The 19092-nt window shown below is 38.4% G+C and carries 11 protein-coding genes and 1 pseudogene; 3 read left to right on the forward strand and 9 right to left on the reverse strand.

All coding sequences use genetic code 11. The annotated features are described in order from the left end of the window. Window positions 1-60: 60 nt before the first annotated feature. The 9 genes from BUC31_RS10215 to BUC31_RS10260 form a co-directional block, all read right to left on the reverse strand. On the reverse strand, window positions 61-909 hold the full coding sequence (locus BUC31_RS10215) for a universal stress protein (protein WP_073243634.1): 849 nt from the start codon (window positions 907-909) through the stop codon (window positions 61-63). A 59-nt stretch (window positions 910-968) separates the two neighbouring features. Further along, complete coding sequence (locus BUC31_RS10220) at window positions 969-1361, reverse strand: hypothetical protein (protein ID WP_139251924.1); 393 nt, start codon at window positions 1359-1361, stop codon at window positions 969-971. Continuing rightward, on the reverse strand, window positions 1358-1777 hold the full coding sequence (locus BUC31_RS10225) for a GreA/GreB family elongation factor (RefSeq protein WP_073243638.1): 420 nt from the start codon (window positions 1775-1777) through the stop codon (window positions 1358-1360). The genes BUC31_RS10220 and BUC31_RS10225 overlap by 4 nt, the downstream gene beginning before the upstream one ends. Window positions 1778-1946: 169 nt before the next feature. Next, window positions 1947-3236, reverse strand: a complete 1290-nt coding sequence (locus BUC31_RS10230) for a Glu/Leu/Phe/Val family dehydrogenase (protein WP_073243640.1) — start codon at window positions 3234-3236, stop codon at window positions 1947-1949. A gap of 229 nt (window positions 3237-3465) precedes the next feature. Further along, a complete protein-coding gene (locus BUC31_RS10240; protein WP_139251925.1) occupies window positions 3466-4092 on the reverse strand; it encodes an MCP four helix bundle domain-containing protein in 627 nt (208 codons plus the stop codon). Window positions 4093-4212: 120 nt separating this feature from the next. Continuing rightward, window positions 4213-4572 (reverse strand): hypothetical protein, encoded by a 360-nt coding sequence (locus BUC31_RS10245; protein ID WP_073243647.1) that lies wholly within the window; start codon window positions 4570-4572, stop codon window positions 4213-4215. A gap of 17 nt (window positions 4573-4589) precedes the next feature. Next, window positions 4590-5036: a GreA/GreB family elongation factor gene (locus tag BUC31_RS10250; protein ID WP_073243649.1), complete on the reverse strand. Its 447-nt coding sequence runs from the start codon at window positions 5034-5036 to the stop codon at window positions 4590-4592. 233 nt (window positions 5037-5269) lie between these two features. Then, complete coding sequence (locus BUC31_RS10255; RefSeq protein WP_073243651.1) at window positions 5270-6595, reverse strand: sigma-54-dependent transcriptional regulator; 1326 nt, start codon at window positions 6593-6595, stop codon at window positions 5270-5272. Between the two features lie 3 nt (window positions 6596-6598). Continuing rightward, window positions 6599-7687: a sensor histidine kinase gene (locus BUC31_RS10260; protein WP_073243653.1), complete on the reverse strand. Its 1089-nt coding sequence runs from the start codon at window positions 7685-7687 to the stop codon at window positions 6599-6601. Window positions 7688-8463: 776 nt separating this feature from the next. Here BUC31_RS10260 and BUC31_RS10265 point away from each other — a divergent pair. From BUC31_RS10265 to BUC31_RS10275, 3 genes and pseudogenes are all read left to right on the forward strand, one after another. Beyond that, window positions 8464-16908 carry a T9SS type B sorting domain-containing protein gene (locus tag BUC31_RS10265; RefSeq protein ID WP_170861944.1) on the forward strand — a complete coding sequence of 2815 codons (8445 nt, stop codon included), beginning with the start codon at window positions 8464-8466 and terminating at the stop codon, window positions 16906-16908. A 26-nt stretch (window positions 16909-16934) separates the two neighbouring features. After that, window positions 16935-17867, forward strand: coding sequence for a PorP/SprF family type IX secretion system membrane protein (locus tag BUC31_RS10270; RefSeq protein WP_073243657.1), 933 nt, complete (start codon window positions 16935-16937; stop codon window positions 17865-17867). 11 nt (window positions 17868-17878) lie between these two features. Next, window positions 17879-19092: pseudogene (locus tag BUC31_RS10275) on the forward strand (PD40 domain-containing protein); the annotation flags it as partial.

Below are 19092 nucleotides of genomic sequence, written 5' to 3' on the forward strand. Positions count from 1 at the left end.
TTTGCGGTACAAAGGTACGATATGCAATAACCAGAAACGACGAATGTGAGCTTAAAAAACCTATTTGGCATGCAGTGCCAATACTGGTACATTTGCGTAGTAACCCAACTTACTCAATGATAATTTGCCAAATCCAAGACGTTCCCAAAAAGAAGGTTTTTTATCTACATAACTGATCATATTAGAGGCTCTAATCTCAACAAAGCAACTTAAGGCAATTGCCATTTTTACATTACGTAACGTGTTAAACTTGTATTCTACGCCTTTGAGCTGACTACGAATAAATACTTTATTTCGTTTTTGAGAGAAGCTCAGTTTATTAGGTTGTGTTAGACTCAATACCTGTATGTTGGCATTGCTTAATTTGGCAATTTCAACCAAATATTTAATTTCAGATGATTTAATTTTAGTGTTGAAATTAGTAGTGAGTACAATTTCTTTTGGGTGATTGAAATCTACTTTTGCAGGCACTACTAAAATGGGGCATTTTCTAATTTGTTTTAAAATGTCGAGAGTTTGTCTGCCGTACGATTCTCCTTTCTTGTTAGTAATGCCTTTTGCACCCATAACAATCATTTTAAAATGAAGTTTTTCATTGAGGTTTTTTACAGCATCTAATAGCAAGGTAGATTCTGATACTACATGAAATTCGTGATTTTCATTATTCTTAAATCTGGATAACTGTATCAATATATCACCCAAACCTTGTCTTGATCTTAATTCAGACAATTTATTAAAAGCTTCATCGGGATCTAATAAGGTTAAATTATCTAAGCCATGGGTTTCTTTAGAATAGGCATGCAAAATGTAAAAAGTACACTTTTTATTTTCAAAGAGTTTTATGGCATACTTTATAGCGTTCCATGAGTTCTTTGAGAAATCTGTTGGTAATAGTATTCTATTTTCCATGACGGGATGTTTTAGGTGGTTTGGTTAGGTTTGGTATGTAATGGTAGTTTCTAATTCACTTAACTTCTTGCATTTATGAGTATTTGAGATAATATTTTTATTTTCAGACTTCTGTAATTTTCAATTAGCGATAGGTAAGCATCTCTCTTCTTTTCATGATGGTTTAGATAATAGGCATCGCATGCTATAGTGTCACATTCTATAGATTTGCTTACAGCATTATCATAACGGTATAGCGCCGCCAGCATCAATGCATTTTCTCTGCGTATGCCATGTAGCTCTTGGTACAATTTCGAGCTATGTATCATGCTGTCTTCAATGTCTAAATAGAATTCGATTTCCTTATTTAAAAACTCTAGCTCATCTGTCCAATTATTAATTTCTAATCGATCTTTTTTCATCATGATTCTTTTGTCTGATTCATGCGGATAAAAATGTTTAGATGCGATCATAGTACCATATTTATGTTCATATACTCATTCTCTTGTTCTACTTTTTCTATGGTTAATTTTTGTTCTCCGGATGGAAATTCCCACACAATGGCATCACCTTCGCTGTACCCAATAACCGCAGCACCCATTGGGGTAAGTATAGATATTTTATCATTTTTAATATCACTGTCAGTAGGCATCACCAACTTAAATTTCTTATGCCAACCATTTTCAGATACGATAGTGACCGTGGTGTTAAACCGAATAACATCTTCATACATTTCTGATGCATCGCAGATGATAGCAGTCTCTAATTCACCAACCAGTTTTTGTACAGATTTACGTAATGTATCATCTTTATAGTAGCCTGATAGGTTCATGAACCTTTTAAGCACCACGTATTCTTTTTTCTCTATAACCAGATTGCCGTACTTCATTTTCTAATTCTTTTATTGAGATATGAGTTTTTAAGTATAGTTCATTACCATTTTAAGCGCAGCTGATAACATTGGCTAGTTTGTAAATAATTTCGACCGCGCCTATTGTGGCAGTATGCAGTACATACTTTTAAAAATCACTATCATTGTTTAAATACTGTATTATTTATCAAGGGAAAATACCACGTTGTACATATGCTTCTTCTAATCGCTCAATGGCAATTATAAATGCTGCCGTACGCATATCTACTTTTCTCTTTTTAGATGTTTCTAGAACAGTGGTAAAAGACTCTTTCATTTTCTTTTCTAATTTCACCATCACTTCATCTAAAGTCCATATTTCGCCATTACGGTTCTGTAACCATTCAAAATAACTACCGATCACTCCGCCAGAATTACAAAGGATATCAGGTATAATATCGATACCTTTTTTCAATAGAATTTCTTCGGCATCTACATCGGTTGGTCCGTTAGCACCTTCGGCAATTAAATACGCTTTTATCTTATTGGCATTTTTAGGTGTAATCTGGTTGCCTAATGCTGCTGGTATACAAATATCACAGTCTAGCGAAAAGAAATCTTTACTATCTATTGTTCTTGCCTTTGCATAGCCTAGTATACTGCCCTTATTACCTTTAGAATAATCTAATAATTGATCTACATCTATACCTTCTTCATTTGCGATACTACCATAGGCATCTTGTACAGCTGTTAAAATAGCACCTTCCTTCACTAAGAAATAGGCTGCCCAATACCCAACATTACCAAAACCTTGTACTATAAATTTTTTGTCCTTTAAATCTACATTATGACTTTCTGCCCAAAACTTAATGGTTAGAAATACGCCGAAACCAGTAGCTCTGTCTCTACCTTTTGAGCCACCGGCACCTACAGGTTTACCCGTAACTACGTGCATGTTGGTAGACCTCTCTGCAGGCGATTTGGTAGACATATATGTGTCAAGAATCCATGCCATCGTCTGCGGATTGGTATTTACATCAGGAGCAGGAATATCTAACTCCGGACCAATATTATCGCCCAGTGCATACGTAAACCTTCTAGTAATACGCTCTAACTCAGAATTAGAATATTTGTTAGGGTCTAATTGAATACCACCTTTTGCACCACCATAGGGTAAACCTGCTAAAGAGGTTTTCCAAGTCATCCACATTGCTAATGCTTTTGCAGCATCAATATCAACGGTAGGGTGGTAGCGTAGTCCGCCCTTATATGGTCCCAGCGCATTGTTATGCTGAACACGGTAGCCAGTAAAAATTTCAACCTCACCATTATCCATCCGCACAGGAAAATGAACAACTATTTCATTATTGGTCACCTCTAATATTTTTCTAATATTGGTGTTTAGATCAATAATGTCTGCGGCATTATCAAATTGTCGCATTACGTTTTCAAGCATACCTTGTTTAGGTGCTTTTTTAGATGCTACTTTTGCTATCATTATATTTAGTTTAAGACTAATTCTCTATTTAATTCACTACTAGACATTTCATTAGATATTACCAATACGGGTTCGTTGGTGCTATCTAAAAAATGAAAATATTCGCTACACGCATAAATGCTATTCTTATCTTTTGTTAAAGAACAGTAAGCGGCGTGGGTACAAGTTGAGCATATGCTCCGCATATAATTTTTCATCGAGCTCATATTAAGATGTATTTAATTGTCCCTTAATCAAGGACGGGTTGTTTCGTTTTTAAGGGATAAAAAATCAATGCCAATAGGGCTAGACCAATAAGTATTAAAAAGCCAAGTGATAGTTTAGACATGAGTAAGTTGCTTTCTAAAGCTTTATTAGATAGCTGCGTCATTTGCTTACTTTCTTCTAATTGTATTGTTGCCAGTACATCTAATTTATTATCTATTTCCTTTAGTGTTTGTAGTGATAGAATGGTAACCCCATTGATAAGATTATCTTGAGATTCCAATACCTTGTTTTCAAATATTTTTAGCTTTTGAAATTGTGTGCTCAATTGGTTAAGTGCACTATACTCTTTTGCAGTTAGTTCTGTAAGCGCAAATTGAGAAAGTAATTTTTCTGCTTTTTCATTTTCAGTTGCTACTGGGGTAAAATTATCTTCAGTAATGAACCGAAGCCTCTTTGAATGAAAAATATTGTTCAGTTGATATATGTAACCTTGAACTTTAACCCTGTCTTCATACACAGAGTTTACCGTGTTCTGTAGGGTAGAAAAATGTCTATGGTATAATCTATTAGAACCCAAAACCAATAAAAATGCGATGACCAATATAAAGCCAGTATGCAATCTTTGCGGTGTTTTAAGTTTTGTGAACATGGGTTTTGTTTTGTGATTATACTGTAGCATTTTTTGTTAGGAAATCCACTTGGTTGACTCTTAATAAATCAGCCAACTTATTTATAGAGACCAAGTGGATTATCAATCAACTAAAAAAAATTATAGAGCTTGTAATTCGCCAGAGGTAATGGCATCTTTATAGTCTGCTGTAACTACAGTATGACTGTTAAAGAAACGACCACCGTCATTGCGTTTTATTTTAATTTGTGTTGTACCGTCTTTCAACTCCTTAACGGCAGTTACTACAACTTCTTCGCCGTGAGCCCGCCTATAATTGGCTATGCCACCGCGTTTAATAATGAAGTTTTCTCTAGGGAAATCTATGTGTTTGTATTTATTCGTTACAGGTTTTCCTATTTCAAAAACATCGCCAACGTTAACCTCGGTTTGGCTAGTGTCGTTGCTTTGTGCGTTTAATAGACTTACTGAAAATAATAAGGTAATTGCGTATTTTAACATAACTGAATAATTTAGAATTAATGAATTTTAACTTTTTTGGTTTCAATTACTTCGGTAGTGTTTTTGTTGGCTGAGTTTGGTTGGGTAACTTTTGTGATTACTAAAGACACACGGTCACCAGGTAATCCATAAGAAATTCTATCTCCAACGGCACGCCCTATTACCAACGCACCTAAACTGCTGATGACAGAAATTTTATTTTGTTTTATATCTATTTCATTTGGCGATACTATTTGAAAAGTTTGACGAATGCCAGAAGCGCCGCTAACTTTTATAATAGAGTTTATAGTAATAATGTCGAACGGAATATCTTCTGCCTTTAAACGCATGGCTATAGTCATATGCTGACTTAGAATTTCTAACACATTTTTGTGTGCATAGTCTTCAAAGGTTACATTCTCTTCTTGATATTTTTTAATCATCAAAAATTCACTTTCCTCAAAAACTAAACTGCCGTATTTCATTTGTTACTATTTAAAATTCTACATCTTACGTCTACTACTTTTAATCTTTTGGTATAGATTTTTAGTGGTTTACGTAATCGAGTTCTAAATAGCAATTGATATGCCTAGAAAATATCAAATGCGTGCCAAGACATGTAAAGTATTGGAAATCAGTATTAAATAATAACTTAGAATTTTAAAAGGAAATATTTAACTGGGGAAATATTTCTCGGCCGGGGAAATATTACCCGGTACTATTTCAGTTTTTCACGCAAGGTTTTGCGGTCTATTTGAAGAATTTCGGCTGCTTTGGTTTTGTTACCATCTGTATGATTCAAAACACGCTGAACATATTCTTTCTCTATATCACGAAGCGGACGCAGCTCATTATCAGAAAAATCAATTTGATACTTTAAAAAATCTGGCAAGTCTTTCACTTCAATACTACCATCGGCCATAATTACTGCACGCTGTATTACATTTTCAAGCTCTCTAATGTTACCGGGCCAGTTGTAGCGTTGAAGAATTTGTAAAGCCTCAGGAGAAATACGTAACAATCGATCTTTAAATTCAATGCCATATTTACGTAGAAATTTTTCTGTTAATAGTGCAATGTCAGATTTACGTTCGCGTAGGGGAGGAACATTGATTTCTACCACGGTTAATCTATAATACAGATCTTCTCTAAAAGTATTGTTCCTAATTTCTTCTCTTAAATTGGCATTGGTAGCCGCAATAATTCTAATATCTACTTTCTCAATTTTTTGAGAGCCTACTCTAGTAATTTCTTTTTCTTGAAGCGCGCGCAGTAATTTGGTCTGCACGGCTAATGAGGCTGTGCCAATTTCATCTAAAAATAAGGTGCCTCCTTTTGCTGCTTGAAAGAAACCATTTCTATTTTCATTTGCTCCTGTAAAGGCTCCTTTAATATATCCGAAAAGCTCTGCTTCTTGAAGATTTTCTGGTATTGCAGCGCAGTTGACCGCAATGAAAGGTTCTCGAGAAAACTTGCCCGAATAGTGAATAGCCCTTGCTACTAACTCTTTACCTGTACCACTTTCGCCAGTAACTATAACAGTTGCTTTGTTATCTTTTACGCGTTCAATAATATTGGTGACCTTTTTAAATGCTTCAGATTCGCCAACCATATCAGCATAGATATTTGGCTTTTGATTTACGGCTTTTGGTACTAATTTTTTACGTGATGTATTTTGCTTTAGCGCTTTTTCTACCGCTTCTTTAAGTTCTAATTTGGTGAAGGGTTTGGTCAAATAATCTGTGGCTCCAGATTTTATAACTTCTAAAGTACCTTCAACAGAGGGGTAACCGGTAACCACAAGTTTCGGAATTTCAGGATAATGCTCATTTGCGAATTTCAATAATTGGAGTCCGTCTATTTCGGGCATTTGTATATCGGTAATGAGCAGGTCAATGAACGTATCCTTTAATATAAACAATGCTTCTTTTACAGAAACTGCTTTATAAGTATGATAATCCATAGATTGTAGATGCCTTTGTAAAAGCTCTAGAATATCTATGTCATCATCAACTATAAGAATGTTCTCTTTGCGCAGATCCATCAATTACAATTTAGGAAAATCAACGGTAAATATAGTCCCTTTCGGTGTATTACTTTTGTGCTCAATTTTGCCTTTGTGGCTGGTGATAATTCCGTGAACAACACTGAGTCCTAAACCAGAACCTTCGCCAATAGGTTTGGTAGTAAAAAAAGGCTCAAATACTTTATCTTCTAATTCTTGAGGTATGCCATTACCTTCATCAGAAATTTCAATACTTATATGACTTTCGGTTTCTAAAACATGTACGGTAATAGTGCTACCCTTGGGAGAATAGTAAATGGCATTCATTATTAAATTAAATAATACCTGAGTCAGCTGTACTGTATCTACCCTAAGTTCAATATTTTCATTATCAAAAGCTTTAGTTAGTTTTAAATTCTTAGACCGTAAAGAAGGTTCAAGTAGTTTTATAACACTGGTAACAATAGGTATAAGCTGTACCCTTTTCATTTCTTGTGGCATTTCACAAGCAAAGAACATTAGTTTTTTAACAATCTCTCGACTAAAAATGGCACTGTCCATTATTTTTTCGAGGTCTCTAACGGTCTCTTTGTCAGTAATCTTATCTGTTAATAATTCAGCAAAACCAAGAATATTGGCAAGGGGAGTGTTTAATTCATGAGCAATGCCTGCGGTAATTTCGCCAAGAATATGCAAGCGGTCTGTACGTTCCATCTTTCTTCGGGTAATGGCTTCGCTATCACGAATCTGTTTACGTTCAATAAGATTACCAATATCTAAAGCTACGTTATTTAGTAAGGTCTGTTCTTCAACTAAAAAATCGTCAAGGGTATATTTATTTGAAGGGTAGCCTACCATTACCTCCCCCTCAACCTTGTTAAAAACTTTAATTTTAGACACCAAAGTGACCATGTCGTGTTTATAATCATCGGTCTGTACATGAAAATCGCCAGTTTTTAGAAAGACCTCCGTAACATTTTCAAATTGCCAAGCTCTTTTTAGACAATAAGCAATAGCTTCAAGAGAGGCATCTAATTGATCATAATCAGAATTGACTATAATAGAAGTAACCTCATAAAGACAGGTAAGTTCCTTTACACGTTCTCTTAATTTATCTTCTGCTGTGTTCATACCAAAAACGTATTATATATGTATATAAAGGTCAACAATAATTAACTGAAATTGAAAATAATATTAATAATCGTTAGCATTTTGTATAATTAATGTTTGAATTATCTGCTTCAGTTTTGTTAAATTTTCAATCAAGATGTGCATGCTTTTTAGATAAAAATCATATTTAAATTTGTAGGAAATTATTTTTTGTAAACGAGATTTGCCTCAGAAATTTTATAAGCAAATTTTGTAGGAATTTTTTTGGTTCACTAATTTAAGCTCCGCCTGAACTTTACACTTGCTTACAAAGGTTTTGATGATTGTAAAATCACATTTTTATCTCTTGTGACCCCTATTTTTGTTGACTTTTTACTAAAAAGACTCTTTTTTAGAACATTCCTAAAATCAAATTTTTCTTGTGAACTCCCTTTTAGTAGGCTTTTATCGATAAAATGCATAAAATTTAAAAATTTTGACATACAGTTTTAACCAATTCTCATACAGCTAAAGCTATTTCACAACAAATAATGTATCATGGTTTAACCTTCGATTAACTTTGTGATTATAACAAATATTTTGTAGTCCAATCGTGTAAAAATTGATAGACTCTCATAATATTGATACTAACCCCCCGATATGATATTTTCTTTAAAATCTTGTTTTCTTACAAGTTTAGTGATGCTTTTATTCGAAATAAAAGAAATGGAGCCCATAAAATGTAATGGCGTCTTAAAAAACTTAAGCCAACTATTTTCTGTAAAAGAAATCATATCAAAAATATAAATATGACTATCGTGAATTTTAAATTAAAGAAAACCATATTCAGTTTTGTTTTTATACTATTTGCAATAATTGAATCTTACGCCCAACTAAGCGACATCCATTACTTGCCACCTTTAAGACAAAGAGCTACTGATATGGATGATCAAGCAGTTTATTTATCTACACCAGAAGCAACGCCTTTTAATGTTAATATCTATCAGGGAACATCAACAACTCCTACTACGGTAAGTGTTTCAAATACTGCTCCTTATGTATATGTTTTGCCAAATGGTAATAACGATATAACTATGGTTAATGCGGCTAATGTTGGCTTTGTGCTAAGTTCTAGCGGACTTCGATTTGAAGCACCAAATGGAGAAAAGTTTTATGTAAATTATAGAGGTAGAAATGGAGCGCAAGGTGCTTCGTTAACTTCTAAAGGTAGAGCCGCAAGAGGAAAGCATTTTAAATGGGGTGGCGTACCCTTAATACGAAATAGAAATATTCATAATGCTACTTTGGGTATTATGGCAACAGAAGACAATACAACAGTTACTATCTCTGATTATAACCCAGATACCAAATTTAGATTAGGAGGTAATGTTCAAGGTCTAACTGATGATATTATTACAGTTTCGCTAAATAAAGGGCAAAGTTATGTAGTAGAAAGTAGAGGTGATTTAGGAGATGCCAATAAAGATGGTTGGTTAGGTGCCGATATTTTATCTGATCAAGATATCGTTATTAGTAATGGTAATATCTTGGTTGGTGTAGTAGAAAGTTCCAATGCACAAGATGCAGGTATAGATCAACCGGTTGCTATTGAATCTCTAGGGCGTGAATATGTTTTTATCAGAGGCGGTGGTAGTGATCGGTTAGAATTTCCAATTATAATAGGTACGGCTAATGGTACGGATATTTTTGTAAATGGTGCCACAACACCAATAGCGACAATTAATGAAGGGGAGTATTTTTTAATACCGGGCTCCAATTATTCTGGTTCTACACCTGGCAGTAATCTTACAGTTACTACTTCGAATAATGTATATGCTTACCAATCATTGGCCGGTAGTAGCAGTGTTGCTACTACAGGTTTAAATTTTATAGCACCTGTAAATTGTTTGTTACCAAATGAATTAAATAATATTGCTCAAATAGAGGATTTAGTAGGTGTTGATATTGACGGAGGTTTAACTATTCTTGCATCAAATACAACCTTAGATAGTAATATTATTGTAACAGATGGTACAGGAGTGGTTACCCTACCTGCATCTCAACAAGCAACAGGTTTACCTTGGAAAAGTTTTTATGTACCCGGTGTTACAGGTAATGTTTCTGTAGAATCTACAGGGCCAATAGCCGTAGGCGTTGTTGGACTAAGTGGCGCTTTGGGTATTGGTGGTTATTTTTCTGGTTTTGATACTGTGCCAGTAGTGGATTATACTATCTCTGGTGACGGGTGTGTAGGAAGTGATATTACCTTAACTAATTCTTTTGATACGTACCAATGGTATAGAAATGGTGAATTAATTCCAGGAGCAAATACCGCAACCTATACTCCAACTGCTATTGGTGATTATTTTGTAGAAGTGTCTTCAGGTGGTTGTTTTTATGATTCCAATGTCATCAACATATATTATTGTAATCCAGATATTGCAGTAACAAAAACAGCAGATAAGTTTACTTACTCCGAAGATGAGTCCGTTACTTTTACCATAACCGTAGAAAGTTTAGGCGTTTTTGATGTTACCAATGTGGTAATTAATGATGTTTTACCAACTGGTTTAACGCTATCAAGTGCAACCCCTTCTTCTGGCTTTTGGTCTTCTCCAAACTGGAACATAGGTACTATGACAGGTGGGGAAAAACAAACCTTAACTATTGTAGCTACCCCAGTTGCTATTGCATCACCAACAAGAGAAATTACGGTTACAAATACGGTCTCAAACACACAAGATCAAGTAGATTCTAATGAAACAGCAGATGATTTAGAAGAAACAATTACAATAGAAAATAGCGATGATGATGGCGATGGTGATCCAGATAGTACAGATCCAGACCCTAATGATGCTTGTACATACAGTGCGAACCAAGTAGTTGCCAATGTTGACCCAAATTGGAATGCGTTAGATTGCGATGGTGACGGTGAAAATAATGGAACAGAGATAGCAAACGGTACAGATCCTGCAGATCCTTGTTCGGTAACTACACCAACCGATCGTGAAAGTACAGATGAAAATTATGCGGTTTGGGCAGCAGCAGATTGCGACGATGACGGAAATTTAAACGATACCGACCCTAATCCTTTTGCGCCAACGGCAACAGATGATTTTACCACAGCAAGTGTAACTATTGCTAAAACCTTTAATGTTTTAAATAATGACGATTTTTTAGTTGGTAGTACAATTACTGACCTAGGTACAGGTACCGCTTCAGGTACTGTAGTAATTAATAATGCAACAGGCGAGATTACATATACGGCGCCTATAAGTGAGAATTTTTCAACTGTTTCTATAGATTATAGAGTTTGTAATGGTTCGATATGTGCCACAGCAATATTTTATGTAGAAATTCCTGCTTGTATAGATTCTGATGGCGATAATGTTTGTGATGCAGCAGAAAGTGCAGCGACTATTAATGACCCTTGTCAACCATCAAGTGACCCATATTGGCAACCACAAGGGACTAATGATTGTGATAATGACGGACTTACAAACGATGAAGAAGCATCTGCAGGTACAGATCCTAATGATGCCGATAGTGATGGTGATGGTATAAATGATGGTACCGAAGTTAATACGGATGGTACAAATCCACTAGATGATTGTGAATCCAACGGAGGTACACCATTAAGTAATAGTGATTGTGATAATGACGGACTAACAGAAGCAGAGGAAGCTACCGCAGGAACAGACCCTACAAATCCGGATTCAGATGGAGACGGAGTAAAAGATGGTTGGGAAATAACTGTAGATGGTACTGACCCTCTAGATTTATGTAGTTATAAAATTGATAGTGCAACAGAAACACCAAGTGCAGCTTGGAATGCAGCAGATTGCGATGGTGACGGAGTTAACAATGGTACAGAGGTTACCAATGGAACAGATTCTTTAGACCCATGTGACCCTTCGCAAACAGCAGGTTATACTAGTTATGATTCAAATAACGTTCTTTGGTCAGCAGCAGACTGTGATAGTGACGGAGTTGACAATGGTACAGAAGATACGAATGGTACAGACCCTTATAATACAGATACTGATGGTGATGGTATTCCAGATAATATAGATTCAGCCCCATTAGACCCATGTTCTCCAACACAAGCAGCTGGTTATACAGGTTATGATGCTTCTAATGCTATTTGGGCAGCAGCAGATTGTGATAATGACGGTGTTACTAATGGTACCGAAGTTACTAATGGAACTGACCCATATAGTAATGATACGGATGGCGATGGTGTTCCAGATAATACAGATACAGCTCCACTTGACCCTTGTAGTCCTACACAAGCAGCTGGTTATACAGGTTATGATGCTACTAATGCCATTTGGGCAAATGCGGATTGTGATAGTGATGGTGTCGACAATGGTATAGAAGTTACTAATGGAACTGACCCTTACAATACTGATACCGATGGTGATGGTGTTTCGGATAATACAGATAATGATGCCCTAAATCCATGTGACCCTGCACAAGACGAGGGGTATACAGGTTATGATGCTACTAATGCGATTTGGCAAGCAGCAGATTGTGATGGAGACGGAATTGATAATGGTACAGAAAATACCAACGGAACTGACCCATATGGCACAGATACCGATGGAGACGGAGTTCCTGATAATACAGATAATGACCCACTAGACCCTTGTGACCCTGTACAGGCAGAAGGTTACACAAATTATGATGCTAACAATTCGATTTGGCAAGCAGGTGACTGTGATGGCGACGGAATTGATAATGGAACGGAAGAAACTAATGGTACAGATCCTTATGATACCGATACCGATGGTGATGGTGTTCCAGATAATACGGATAATGACCCACTAGACCCTTGCGACCCTGCACAAACAGCTGGGTACGATAGTTATGACGCTAGTAATGCTATTTGGGCAGCAGCAGATTGTGATGGAGATGGAATTGCTAATGGTACAGAAGAAACCAATGGAACGGATCCTTATGATACCGATACTGATGGTGATGGTGTTCCTGATGATATAGATACTGACGCTCTTAATCCATGCGACCCATCTCAAGATACTGGTTACACAGGTTATGATGCTAGTAATGCTATTTGGGCAGCAGCAGATTGTGATGGTGACGGAGTAGATAATACTACAGAAGTTACCAATGGTACAGACCCTTATAATACTGATACGGACGGTGATGGAGTTCCTGATAATACAGATAATGACCCACTTGATCCATGTGACCCTACACAAACAGCAGGCTATACGGGTTATGATGCTACTAATGCCATATGGCAAGCAGCAGATTGTGATGGTGATGGTAATATTAACGATACCGATCCAAACCCTTTTGCACCTACAGCAGATGATGATTATACCACAGCAACTGTATTAGTAGCAAAGACAATTAATGTTTTATTTAATGATGACTTTTTGCCTGGCAGTACAATTACAGACCTAGGTACAGGTACTGCAGTAGGAACAATAGTTATTGACCAAGTTACAGGTGAAATTACCTATACACCAACGAATGCGGAAAACAACACTACAGTAACTATAGTGTACCAAGTTTGCAATGGTACAGTTTGTGACGATGCAATTTTATCTGTAGAAACACCTGAATGTGTTGATAGTGATGGTGATAATGTATGTGATGCAGCAGAAACTGCAGCAACTATTAATGACCCATGTGAACCAAGTACACATGTAGATTGGAGACCTCAGGGAACTAATGATTGTGATGGTGACGGACTTGATAATGATGCGGAAGCAGCAGCAGGTACTGATCCAGCAAATCCAGATTCAGATGGTGATGGTATTAATGACGGAACAGAAGTCAATACAGATGGTACAAGTCCAATAGATGATTGTGAATCTGTTGGCGGTACTCCTTTAGGAACAAGCGATTGTGATAATGATGGCTTAACTACAGATGAAGAAACCGCAGCAGGTACAAATCCTACAAATCCAGATTCCGATGGAGATGGAGTAACAGATGGTACAGAGGTTAAAACAGATTTTACAGATCCTAACGATTTATGTGAGTATGTAATTACTAGTGCAACAGTAGCACCAAGTTCAGCTTGGAATACAGCAGATTGTGATGGAGATGGTGTAGATAATCAAACCGAATTAACAAATGGCACAGATAGTTTAGATCCATGTGACCCTACGCAAGCAGCAGGTTACACAGGTTATGATGCAGCTAATGGTACTTGGCAAGCAGCAGATTGTGATGGGGATGGTGTAACTAATGGTGATGAAGATACTAATGGTACAGATCCATACAACACAGATACCGATGGTGATGGTATTCCAGATGATTCCGACAATAATGCTTTAGACCCATGTGATCCGGTTCAAGCAGCCGGTTATACAGGTTATGACGCTTCCAATACAATTTGGGCAAATGCAGATTGTGATAATGATGGTGTACTTAATGATGATGAAGATTCCGATGGTACAGATCCATATAATACTGATACCGATGGTGATGGAGTGCCTGATGATACAGACGCTGCTCCTTTAGATCCTTGTGACCCAGTTCAGGCAGCTGGTTATACAGGATACGATGCTAGCAACGCTATTTGGGCAGCAGCAGATTGTGATGGTGATAATATTACGAATGCCGCAGAAGATAATAATGGAACAGATCCATATAATAATGATACCGATGGTGATGGTGTTCCTGATGATACAGATGATAACCCATTTGATCCATGTGATCCTGCTCAAGTAGCTGGTTACACAGGTTATAATGCTAGTGATGCCATTTGGCAAGCAGCAGATTGTGACGGTGATGGAGCAAGTAATGGTGTAGAAGCCGCTAATGGTACCGACCCGTATAATACCGATACAGATGGTGATGGCGTTCCTGACAATGCAGATGAAGAAGGAACTAATCCTTGTACACCAATACAAAATCCAGGTTATACTGGTTACGATCCAAGTAATACTATGTGGTCATCAGCCGATTGTGATGGTGATGGAATTACAAATGGAATGGAAGTTACCAACGGTACAGATCCTTATAATACAGATACTGATGGAGACGGGGTTCCAGACAATACAGACTCAGATGCTTTAGATCCTTGTAGTCCAGCTCAAGCAGCCGGTTATACAGGTTATGACGCTTCCAATACAATTTGGGCAAATGCAGATTGTGATAATGATGGTGTACTTAATGGTGATGAAGATGCCAACGGTACCGATCCATACAATACAGATACCGATGGTGATGGTATTCCAGACAATATAGATTTAGATGCTTTAGATCCATGTAGTCCAACACAAGCAGCAGGCTATACAGGTTATGATGCAACTAATGCTATTTGGGCAGCAGCCGATTGCGATGGTGATAATGTGACAAATGGTACAGAAGATACCAATGGTACAGACCCTTATAATGAAGATACCGATGGCGACGGAGTTCCAGATGATACGGATGCTGACGCATTAAATCCTTGTGATCCAATACAAACAGCAGGTTATGCAGGATATGATGCAACCAATACAATTTGGACTGCGGCTGACTGTGATGGTGATGGTGTTGATAATGGAACTGAAGATACGAATGGTACAGATCCATACAATACAGATACCGATGGTGATGGCGTTCCAGATGATACAGACGATGATGCATTAAATCCGTGCGACCCAGTACAAGCGGCCGGTTACACAGGTTATGATGCTACTAATGCTATTTGGGCAGCAGCAGATTGTGATGGCGATAATGTTACCAATGGTGATGAAGACACCAACGGCACAGATCCATATAATGAAGATACCGATGGCGACGGAGTTCCAGATGATACGGATGATGACGCATTAAATCCTTGTGACCCAGTTCAAGCAGCTGGCTACACAGGATATGACGCTTCCAATACAATTTGGGCAAGTGCCGATTGTGATAATGATGGAGTAACGAATGGTGATGAAGATACTAATGGTACAGATCCGTACAATACAGATACCGATGGTGATGGTGTTCCCGATGATACAGATGATGATGCATTAAATCCTTGTGACCCAGTACAAGTGGCTGGTTACGTAGGTTATGATGCTAGTAATGCTATTTGGGCAGGAGCCGATTGTGATGGTGATGGAATTGATAATGGTACTGAAGTGACTAACGGTACTAATCCTTATAATCCCGATACGGATGGTGATGGCGTTCCAGATGATACGGATGCTGACGCATTAAATCCGTGCGACCCAGTACAAGAAGCAGGTTATACAGCTTATGATGCAACTAATACTATTTGGGCAGCAGCCGATTGCGATGATGATGGTGTCTCTAATAGTGAGGAAGTTACCAACGGTACTGATCCATATAATGCGGATACTGATGGTGACGGCATTTCAGATGCTACAGATTCAGATGCTTTAGACCCTTGTAGTCCATCACAAGAAATAGGCTATTCGGAATATGATGCTACCAATGCAATTTGGGCAACAGCCGATTGCGATGGTGATGGAATTGATAATGGTACTGAAGTGACTAACGGTACTGACCCTTACAATACCGATACGGATGGCGATGGTGTTTCTGATAGTCAAGAATTTGAAGACGGTACTGACCCATTAAACGATTGTGATTCTAATGGAGGTGCTCCTTTAGGTACATCAGATTGTGATGAAGATGGTTTAACTACAGATGAAGAAGTATCGTTAGGTACAGATCCAAATATAGCAGATACCGATGGTGATGGTATTTTAGATGGGCAAGAGGTATTAGATAATACCAACCCATTAGATGATTGTGATCATGATGGTGGTACTGCTTTACCAGAAAGTGATTGTGATGGTGACGGATTAACCACTGCTGTTGAAGATGCATTAGGTACGGATTCTAATAATGCAGATACTGATGGAGATACTATTCCTGATGGTCAAGAGGTTGAAGAGGGCACAGACCCTTTAGATCCATGTGATTCAATTGGTGGAGCGCCAAGTTTATCAGCTGGTTGTAATGCAGAAGTTGTTGAGACAGGTATTGCAGTTTCTAATGAAGTAATCACCCCAGATAATGATGGAACTAATGATTTCTTTAGGATTGAAAACATTGAATCCTTTCCTAATAATACGGTTCAGATTTACAACCGTTGGGGAGTAGTTGTATACGAAAAGTCAGGTTATGATAATAGTACTAATGTATTTACCGGTATATCTAGTGGTCGAGCAACTATTAATACCGATTCGGAGTTACCAGTAGGTGTATACTTTTATGTTATACGATTCACAAACAACGGAGATAATTTAAACAAGTCCGGATATTTATACATCAACAGATAAAAAAATCCCCCAAAAAAGATAAAGAGATGAGAAGATTAATTTTCACAATTTTACTAATACTTACAGTCGTACTATGCGGCTACGCCCAACAAGATGCGCAGTACACACAGTACATGTACAATACGATATCGGTGAACCCAGCGTATGCGGGTTCCCGAGGGGTATTGAGCATAGCGGCACTGCACCGTTCGCAGTGGGTGGGGCTTGACGGCGCACCTACGACGCAGACGCTTAACTTCCATACGCCGGTATCGGACCATGTAGGCCTTGGGCTATCGGTGGTGAACGACGAGATCGGTAACGGAACCAACCAGGATACCTATATCGATGCGGCGTTCAGCTATACGGTGAACACCTCTGAAGAAGGCAAGCTGTCGTTCGGACTAAAAGCGGGCGGACACCTGTTCAACGTCGACTTTACGAAACTAAGAAACTACGGTGCGGAGACCAACCTACCGAACATAGACAACAAGTTCTCGCCGAACTTCGGAGCGGGCATCTATTACCATACGGACCAGTTCTATGCAGGACTATCGGTACCGAACTTTTTACAGACCGAGCATTTCGACAGTTCGGATACGAACAGTTCCAGCCTTATCGCACAGGAACGTATGAACTTCTATTTGATCACGGGCTATGTGTTCGATCTGAAGAACAACGTAAAGTTCAAGCCTGCGGCACTGATAAAAGCAGTAAAGGGAGCACCGTTACAAGTTGACCTAAGTGCGAACTTCCTTTTCAACGACAAGTTCTCTTTGGGAGCGGCGTACAGATGGGACGCGGCATTGAGCGCACTGTTCGGTTTTCAACTGAACGACCAGTTGATGCTGGGTCTTGCCTATGACAAGGAAACGACCGACCTGGGAGCTACACGGTTCAACGACGGTTCTTTCGAGATCATGCTGAGATATGAGTTCTTGAACAAGTACAAACGAGTGATCACCCCAAGATTCTTTTAATAAAAAACGACATGAAAAAAACAGGATATATTTTTTGTGGCTTGGCGGTAATGGCTATGATGGCGAACGCACAGGACAAGAAGATCAAAAAAGCGGATACAAAATTCACGAACTATGGCTATGCCTCTGCGATACAATCGTACGAGCAATTGGTAAAGGACGGGTATACCGAAGAAGAGGTGTACAAGAATTTAGGTAACGCAAACTATTTAAACGCAAACTATGAAGAGGCATCTAGCTGGTACGGCAAGCTGTTCGCACTGAAACAGGCGGATATCGACCCGGAATATATGTACCGCTACGCACAGACCTTAAAATCTTTGGAAAACTATACGGAATCCGACACTTGGATGAACAAGTTCAAGAACGCAAGATCGAACGATCAACGCGGATTACTATATAGCGATAACCAAGATTATTTGGAACAGATCGAGGAACGCTCTGGCAGGTACGAACTGAAGAACATAGGCCTGAACTCGAAGGTATCTGATTTTGCACCCTCGTTCTATGAAGACGGGTTGGTGTTCTCCACGGCACGTGACAGCGGACTGTTAACGAAGAACATCCATAGATGGAACAACGGTTCTTTCTTGAACCTGTACAAAGCTGAACAGGACGACCAAGGAAATTTCACCAATGTAGACAAGCTCAGCAAAAGATTGAACAAGAAGACCCATGAATCGTCAACGGCATTTACCAAGGACGGAAGTACGATGTACTTTACACGTAACAATTCCGACGAAGGCAAGTTCGAAAGGGACGAGGAAGGAGTGAGCAGATTAAAAATATACAGGGCCACCAAAGAAAACGGCGAATGGAACGAAATCGAAGAACTGCCCTTCAACGGGGACAGCTACTCGGTAGCACACCCGACACTGAACAACGACGAGACGAAATTATACTTCGCCTCGGACATGCCCGGCACGAAAGGGGAATCGGATATCTACGTTGTGGATATCAATAAGGACGGTACTTTTAGTACACCACTGAACCTGGGAGAACGAATCAATACCGAGGCAAGGGAGACCTTTCCGTTCGTGACCAAGAGCGATAAATTATATTTTTCGTCGGATGGGCATCCGGGACTAGGGGGACTTGATGTCTTCGCAACGGACCTGAAGAACGAAAGGGGAGAGATCTACAATGTAGGACGCCCTTTGAACGGCGAGGAAGACGACTTCTCGTACATTATCAACGAAGAGACGAAGAAAGGCTTTTTCGCATC

The sequence above is a fragment of the Maribacter aquivivus genome (assembly GCF_900142175.1).
GTDB lineage: Bacteria > Bacteroidota > Bacteroidia > Flavobacteriales > Flavobacteriaceae > Maribacter > Maribacter aquivivus.

Coding starts and splice junctions, on each gene's coding strand:
- BUC31_RS10215 (WP_073243634.1), bottom strand. CDS start 909: ATGGAAAATAGAATACTATTACCAACAGATTTCTCAAAGAACTCATGG.
- BUC31_RS10220 (WP_139251924.1), bottom strand. CDS start 1,361: ATGATCGCATCTAAACATTTTTATCCGCATGAATCAGACAAAAGAATC.
- BUC31_RS10225 (WP_073243638.1), bottom strand. CDS start 1,777: ATGAAGTACGGCAATCTGGTTATAGAGAAAAAAGAATACGTGGTGCTT.
- BUC31_RS10230 (WP_073243640.1), bottom strand. CDS start 3,236: ATGATAGCAAAAGTAGCATCTAAAAAAGCACCTAAACAAGGTATGCTT.
- BUC31_RS10240 (WP_139251925.1), bottom strand. CDS start 4,092: ATGTTCACAAAACTTAAAACACCGCAAAGATTGCATACTGGCTTTATA.
- BUC31_RS10245 (WP_073243647.1), bottom strand. CDS start 4,572: ATGTTAAAATACGCAATTACCTTATTATTTTCAGTAAGTCTATTAAAC.
- BUC31_RS10250 (WP_073243649.1), bottom strand. CDS start 5,036: ATGAAATACGGCAGTTTAGTTTTTGAGGAAAGTGAATTTTTGATGATT.
- BUC31_RS10255 (WP_073243651.1), bottom strand. CDS start 6,595: ATGGATCTGCGCAAAGAGAACATTCTTATAGTTGATGATGACATAGAT.
- BUC31_RS10260 (WP_073243653.1), bottom strand. CDS start 7,687: ATGAACACAGCAGAAGATAAATTAAGAGAACGTGTAAAGGAACTTACC.
- BUC31_RS10270 (WP_073243657.1), top strand. CDS start 16,935: ATGAGAAGATTAATTTTCACAATTTTACTAATACTTACAGTCGTACTA.